Here is a 6,344-nt window from a genome sequence, read left to right as displayed (position 1 = left end):
TTCATTTTTTACTTGAATTCCTTATAGTTGGCTCTCTGTAATCTCAATGACAGTACGTGCAATATCGTCACTAGGCACATCATTCTCAAAATTAATGTTAAAATCCAGTAGCGCATAAGTCTGAAATGCGCTATAATTTTTGTGGTTTAATGTTGTAGTTTTCATAATTACATTATACCAAAAAATGCGTCGGATTTATCCGGCGCATTTTATTTTTGAAAACTAATCCAGATTATCTATCCGGGTCAGCCCCTTTTCTTATATAATAAGAAAAAAGGAGAAAAGACGATGCTATATTTTATGAATGATTATTCTGAAGGGGCTCATCCTGATGTTCTTGAAGCATTAATCAAAACTAATGAAGAAAAACTGCCAGGATATGGCACTGATTATTATAGTGAAGAAGCAAAAAAGAAAATATGCAAATGGATCAATAGGGATGCAGATATATTCTTTATTTCAGGAGGAACACAGACCAATAAGATTGTCATTGACGCACTTCTTTCTTCTTATGAAGGTGTTATTGCGGTAGATACAGGACATGTATCCTGTCATGAAGCAGGAGCAATAGAAAATACAGGACATAAGGTGATAACTCTTCAAAATGAAGAAGGAAAGCTTTCTGCTAAAGATGTAGAAGAATATGTGAGATGTTTCTATGAAGATGAAAATCATGAACATATGGTCTTTCCTGGCATGGTCTATATTTCATATCCGACTGAGTTTGGTACACTTTATAGCAAGAAGGAATTAACTGAACTCTATGATGTATGTAAACATTATAGACTGCCGCTTTACATTGATGGTGCAAGATTAGGATATGGATTATGTGCTGGTGATCTTTCAATAGAAGAACTCGCATCACTTTGTGATGTGTTCTATATTGGTGGAACTAAGGTAGGAGCCTTATGTGGAGAAGCCATTGTCTTTAAAGAGAAAGCCCCAAAGCATTTTGTAACATTTATTAAGCAGCACGGTGCGCTTTTAGCAAAAGGGAGATTGCTTGGTGTACAGTTTGATGCCTTATTTACTGATCAGCTTTATATGCGCATCTCTAAGCATGCGATTGATATGGCAATGATCATGAAAGAAGAACTAAAAAAAAGAGACTATCGCTTTGCGATAGATTCTCCAACCAATCAGCAATTTATTATTGTCGAGAATGATAAACTAGAAGATATAAAGAAACATGTCATGTATAGCTTCTGGCAGCGTTATGATGAAACGCATACAATCATTCGTCTAGCTACAAGCTGGGCCACGACAAAAGAAGATGTAGAGAAACTATTTCAATATTTATAAAAAGAAGCAGGCTTGCCTGCTTCTTTGTTTATTCAAATTCTCTAGCCATTAAAGTGTAGAAATCAATATTAAGCTGAGCACTTTCAATTAAATCATCGAAAGTCTTAATCTTCTGAACATCTGGCATAAAGTCTTTAGTTACATAGTTTTCACGAAGTACACGGTAAAGTTCAAGCTCATCCTGCTTAGTTTGAACCTGTGAAAGAGCATAGGCTCTTACATCTTCCTTAGTGAACTTTTCTCCGTGATTGACTTTATGAAAGATTGTAGATTCCTTCTGTAATTTTGTATTAACCTTTAATAATATTTCTTCAGATAATTTTGCGCTATTTGTTTCTGTCATAAAAGTCTCCTCCTTAATTCATATTGTACTAGGGTGTTATTTTATTTCAAATAGAATGTTAAATAATTTTTAAATTCTTTTTTCTTTCACATTTAGAAAAACCGTGAAATAATATTGAATTATAAGGATGTTTCACTTATAGTCTTACTGTTAAAAAAATAAGGGAGAAATTAAAATGAATGTAAATAAGAAATATATGCCAACATATCACGCTCATGTATCATCAGGATGGTCAAATGATCCTAATGGATTAATCTATTTTAATGGGAAATATCATATGTTCTTCCAGCATTATCCACATAAGGCAAAATGGGGAATCATGCACTGGGGACATTTTATCTCTGATGATCTTATCAAATGGGAAGAAGCACCAGTAGCCCTTGTTCCAGATCAGGAATATGAAAGACAGTGTGGGTGCTGTTCAGGAACCGCAATTGAACGTGATGGCAAACTTTATCTTATGTATACTGCAGCACAGATGGATCTGCAAAGACAATGTATAGCCTATTCAGAAGACGGCATTCATTTTTCTAAATTAGATAACCCCCTTATTGATGCAAGAAACCTTAATACTAGCGATATCTCACCTAAGGATTTTAGAGATCCTAAAGTATTCAAGAAGGATGATACTTACTATTGTATTGCGGGTACTAGAATGATGAGTGAAGAGGATCTTCAAAATTATATTGATTTCGTCAGCAATCAAAATGAAAATAAAGAAATCACCATTGATGATGTAGCATCAACGAATTTCTATGCACATGGCTATGGCAATCTTGTATTATTAAAATCAGATGATTTTAATAATTGGGAATATGTTGGTCCATTGCTTACTAAACAGGAAAATATTCAGGAAGCTTTTTATCGTTTAAATGGTGTTTATGAATGTCCTGATTATTTTGAAGTAGATGGTCAGGAACTATTATTGGCAAGTCCTCAGAATCTTCTTCAGATTGGCTATCGTTTCCAGAATCTTCATTCATGTGTCTATATTCCAGGTCACCTTGACTTTACAACAGGAGATTTTCATCCTGAATATATTGAAGAAATAGATAGCGGGTTTGATTTCTATGCACCTCAATGTATGAAGATGACAGATGGACGCTATGTAATGATTGCCTGGAAAGAAATGTGGGATCGTACTTATCCTACAGAAAGTGATAATTGGATTGGGACTTATACATTGCCTAGAGAACTCTCTTACAAGGATGGTCAGCTGATTCAGACACCTATTAGCGAATTAGAGAACTATCGTCAAAATGAAGTAGTAGCTAAAGGGATGATTCTTAATGGTGAGTTACGTCTTGAAGGAGTAGAAGGCAATAAGATTGAACTAGAAGTAGATATGGAAATTACGACTGCTTCTAGAGCAGGTATTAAATTGTTTAAACATGGTGATCATGAAGTATTTATCTACTATGATCAAAAAGAACAGCTTTTTGTCTTTGACCGCAGCTGTTCAGGTATTGAGATTGGTGGAAGAGAAATTGATACAAATATCAGAAAGATGCCATGGGAGAATAAACGTATTCAGTTACGTATGTTCTTGGATGTTTCTTCATTAGAAATCTTCATCGATGGTGGAAAGAAGACGATGACAGGAAACATTTATGGTGATCCAATCAAAGATACAGGTGTTGAATTCTTCTCTGAAGATGGAGAATGTATTATTCATTCTGTTAAGAAGTATGATATTGTCGTAGAGGCTTAATAGCCTCTTTTATTTTTATCTAGGTATTCAAAATGTTTTCATTCACTTTTTATTATTCGTATAATGAAATAAAGTGAGGTAAAAATATATGGGTAAATTATTATTCTTTGATATTGATGGCACAATTTTATCTGATAGAACTTACAAGATTCCTGAAAGTGCAATAAAGGCAATTAAGCTTGCGAAAGATAATGGACATAAGTGCTTTTTATGTACGGGAAGAAGCTATGGTATGACTAAAGAGGTGTCCGATGCGGGCATCAGTGATGCGGTTATTACGAATGGGATGGGGGTCATCATGGATGATCAGCCACTTATTCTTCATTCTATTCCAAAACAGGTTGTAAAGAAGACTTTGGATCTTATTGATGAAATGAATGGAGGATATCAGATTATCGATTGGCAGTATGGTTATCAAAATCCCCATAATTACGCGAACTCGGAAAAATCATTCTTAGCAAGATTCCCTGATGTGGACCCTCAGGTCTTCTTTGATAAGAAGGGAATGAAGCCAATAAGTGAATATCCTGGCAGTGATATTTTAAAGATTGATGTGACATTAAATAGTGAAGAAGATGCTAAATGTTTTGATGAAGCTTTGGATTCTTCTTTAGAAATGACATGGGCTGGAGGATATACTAATAATACAGCAAATGCTGGGGAACTTGTTTCTAGAGGTTTTTCTAAAGGAACCGGAATCAAGGAACTATGTGAACATTTAAATGTAGCTATTGAAGATACTGTTGGATTTGGTGATTCTACAAATGATCTAGGTATGCTTGAAGCAGTGGGGACAGCAGTTGCAATGGGTAATGCGCCAGATAGTGTTAAGGAGATAGCTGATTATGTAACTGATGATATTGATGAAGATGGATTATATAATGCCATGAAACATCTAGGATTAATTTAGTGCAGCAATTGCTGCACTTCTTTTGTTCACATGGACATTGTTTTTTGTTAAGATGGGAAAGGAAAAGAGGAAATTTGCAATGAATAAACATGTAATCATTTCACCAGAAGGTGAAAAATGGCTTGATCAGGGTCAGATGTGGATGTATAGAAACAACCTGGTTGAGATTGAAGAGCCTGCTAAGACAGGTGATATTGTAGATGTAGTAACAGTAGAAAATCGCTATCTTGGAACAGGTTTTCTTAATAAAGAAAGTCATGTGACAGTAAGACTCTATAGTAAAGATAGAGAAGAAACTTTTGATAAAGCATTCTTCAAGAAAAGAATTCAGTTTGCCTATGATTTTAGAAAGACGGTAGAAAGCAAAAATCTTTCTAACTGTCGTCTTATTTTTGGAGAAGCAGATGATCTGCCAGGACTTACTGTCGATCGCTATAATGATATTCTTGTTACACAGATTACTTCTTATGGACTTGAAGAAAGAAAAGATCTGATCTATTCATCATTGCTTGAAGTGATGAAAGAAGATGGAGAAAAAATCACTGCTATCTATGAAAGAAATGATGTTAAGGCAAGAGAAAAAGAAGGATTGTCTTTATATAAAGGATTCTATATGGGTCAATGTGAAACAGAGACAATCATTAATGAGAATGGACTATTGTTAAAGGTAGATATAGAGAACGGACAAAAGACAGGGTACTTCCTTGATCAGAAAAGCAATAGAGTTCTTCTAAGAGAAATGGCTCATGGCAAGAATGTTCTTGATTGCTTTACTCATACAGGAGGTTTTGCATTAAATGCGGCTATGGGGAATGCCAAGAGTGTTACAGCAGTAGATGTTTCACAGGTAGCTCTTGATGAAGCATTAAAGAATGCGAAGCTTAATCATCTAGAAGATAAGATTACTTTTGTACAAGATGATGTCTTTGATTACCTTGATACCATTAAAGAAGGTCAATTTGATATTATTGTATTAGATCCACCAGCATTCACTAAATCAAGACGTACTGTCAATAAGGCATATAATGGGTATAAGCGTATCAATAAGGTCGCAATGGAAGCTCTTCGTCATGGTGGATATCTTATTTCTTGTACATGTTCAAGATTTATGGAGAGAGAAATGTATGAAAAGATGTTAAGAGAAGCTGCCAAGGAAGCAGGGGTTGTCTTAAAGCAAGTTTCTGTTACTCAACAGAATCATGATCATCCTATTCTTTGGACAATGGAAGAAACATCTTACTTAAAATTCTATATTTTCCAGGTACTATAAAAGAGGCTTTCGCCTCTTTTTTTATATGATATTCTCTTTTTTTAATGCAACATAGATACCATCATCATTATTGCTTAATGTATGTTCACTGATCATTTCTTTTAATGAAGAAGGAGCATTTTCCATTAGATAAGGATGTCCCACACATTTTAACATATCGAGATCATTGAAATTATCGCCAAAGGCGAAAGCATCTTTAATGTTGATATGATGCTTTTTACATAAAAGCTCAACAGCCTTTGCTTTAGATATACCGTTGGCATTGATTTCAATAAGAATAGATGAAGAGCGTGTAATATTAAGATTTGGAAAAGCATCAATCAGCAGTTTTTGAATAGCTTCTGTTTCATCAGGATTGCACATGCATAGAATCTTATTGACATGGGATTCTACATCTTCGATAGTACCTTCTTTACTTTGTGCTTTGACGATGTTTTCTTCATTAATGACACGTGAATCTTTTTTATTAGCGACAATCCATTGATCTTCTGAATAGATGTTCCATGTGACATCATAGGGATCTAAGAAAGAAATAATCTCTTTGGCAATGTGTTTAGGGAAACCTTCAGAGAAAAGCACATTCCCATTCTTATCGATGATCATGCCTCCACTATAAGAGACAATATCACAGGTAAGATTGTTTTCTTTTAGAATAGGATAGATGCCAGAAGGACTTCTCGCTGATACGAAGGCATAGGGAATATGCTTTTGTTCTAGCATATGAAATGCTTCTTTTGTACGTGGTGTCATCTTGTGTTCATTGTTAAGTAGAGTGCCATCAATATCACTGAAAATAATTGTTTTCATG

The 6,344-nt window shown here is 34.7% G+C and carries 6 protein-coding genes; 4 read left to right on the top strand and 2 right to left on the bottom strand.

Annotation, left to right across the window (positions count from 1 at the left end; translation table 11 throughout):
- Nucleotides 1–288 precede the first annotated feature (288 nt).
- On the top strand, nucleotides 289–1,302 hold the full coding sequence (locus J6L95_RS08635; RefSeq protein WP_287458838.1) for a threonine aldolase family protein: 1,014 nt from the start codon (nucleotides 289–291) through the stop codon (nucleotides 1,300–1,302).
- Nucleotides 1,303–1,330: 28 nt separating this feature from the next.
- On the opposite strand, the gene J6L95_RS08630 is transcribed toward J6L95_RS08635, so the two are convergent.
- The gene (locus tag J6L95_RS08630) at nucleotides 1,331–1,645 is read right to left on the bottom strand and encodes a hypothetical protein (RefSeq protein ID WP_287458837.1); all 315 of its coding nucleotides are present in this window, start codon (nucleotides 1,643–1,645) and stop codon (nucleotides 1,331–1,333) included.
- A gap of 175 nt (nucleotides 1,646–1,820) precedes the next feature.
- Here J6L95_RS08630 and J6L95_RS08625 point away from each other — a divergent pair, with 175 nt between their 5' ends.
- The 3 genes from J6L95_RS08625 (at nucleotide 1,821) to J6L95_RS08615 (ending at nucleotide 5,536) form a co-directional block, all read left to right on the top strand.
- Complete coding sequence (locus tag J6L95_RS08625; protein WP_287458836.1) at nucleotides 1,821–3,356, top strand: glycoside hydrolase family 32 protein; 1,536 nt, start codon at nucleotides 1,821–1,823, stop codon at nucleotides 3,354–3,356.
- Nucleotides 3,357–3,444: 88 nt separating this feature from the next.
- Entirely contained in the window at nucleotides 3,445–4,266 is an 822-nt protein-coding gene (locus J6L95_RS08620; RefSeq protein WP_287458835.1) for an HAD family hydrolase, read from the top strand.
- A 79-nt stretch (nucleotides 4,267–4,345) separates the two neighbouring features.
- Nucleotides 4,346–5,536: a class I SAM-dependent rRNA methyltransferase gene (locus J6L95_RS08615; protein WP_287458834.1), complete on the top strand. Its 1,191-nt coding sequence runs from the start codon at nucleotides 4,346–4,348 to the stop codon at nucleotides 5,534–5,536.
- 21 nt (nucleotides 5,537–5,557) lie between these two features.
- Here J6L95_RS08615 and J6L95_RS08610 read toward each other — a convergent pair whose 3' ends face one another.
- Nucleotides 5,558–6,343, bottom strand: a complete 786-nt coding sequence (locus J6L95_RS08610) for a Cof-type HAD-IIB family hydrolase (protein WP_287458833.1) — start codon at nucleotides 6,341–6,343, stop codon at nucleotides 5,558–5,560.
- Nucleotide 6,344: the final 1 nt, after the last annotated feature.

Source organism: Kandleria sp. (genome assembly GCF_017934775.1).
Lineage (GTDB): Bacteria > Bacillota_I > Bacilli_A > Erysipelotrichales > Coprobacillaceae > Kandleria > Kandleria vitulina.
Note: the sequence above shows the minus strand (reverse complement) of the source record. Positions and strands in the feature narration are given on the sequence as shown.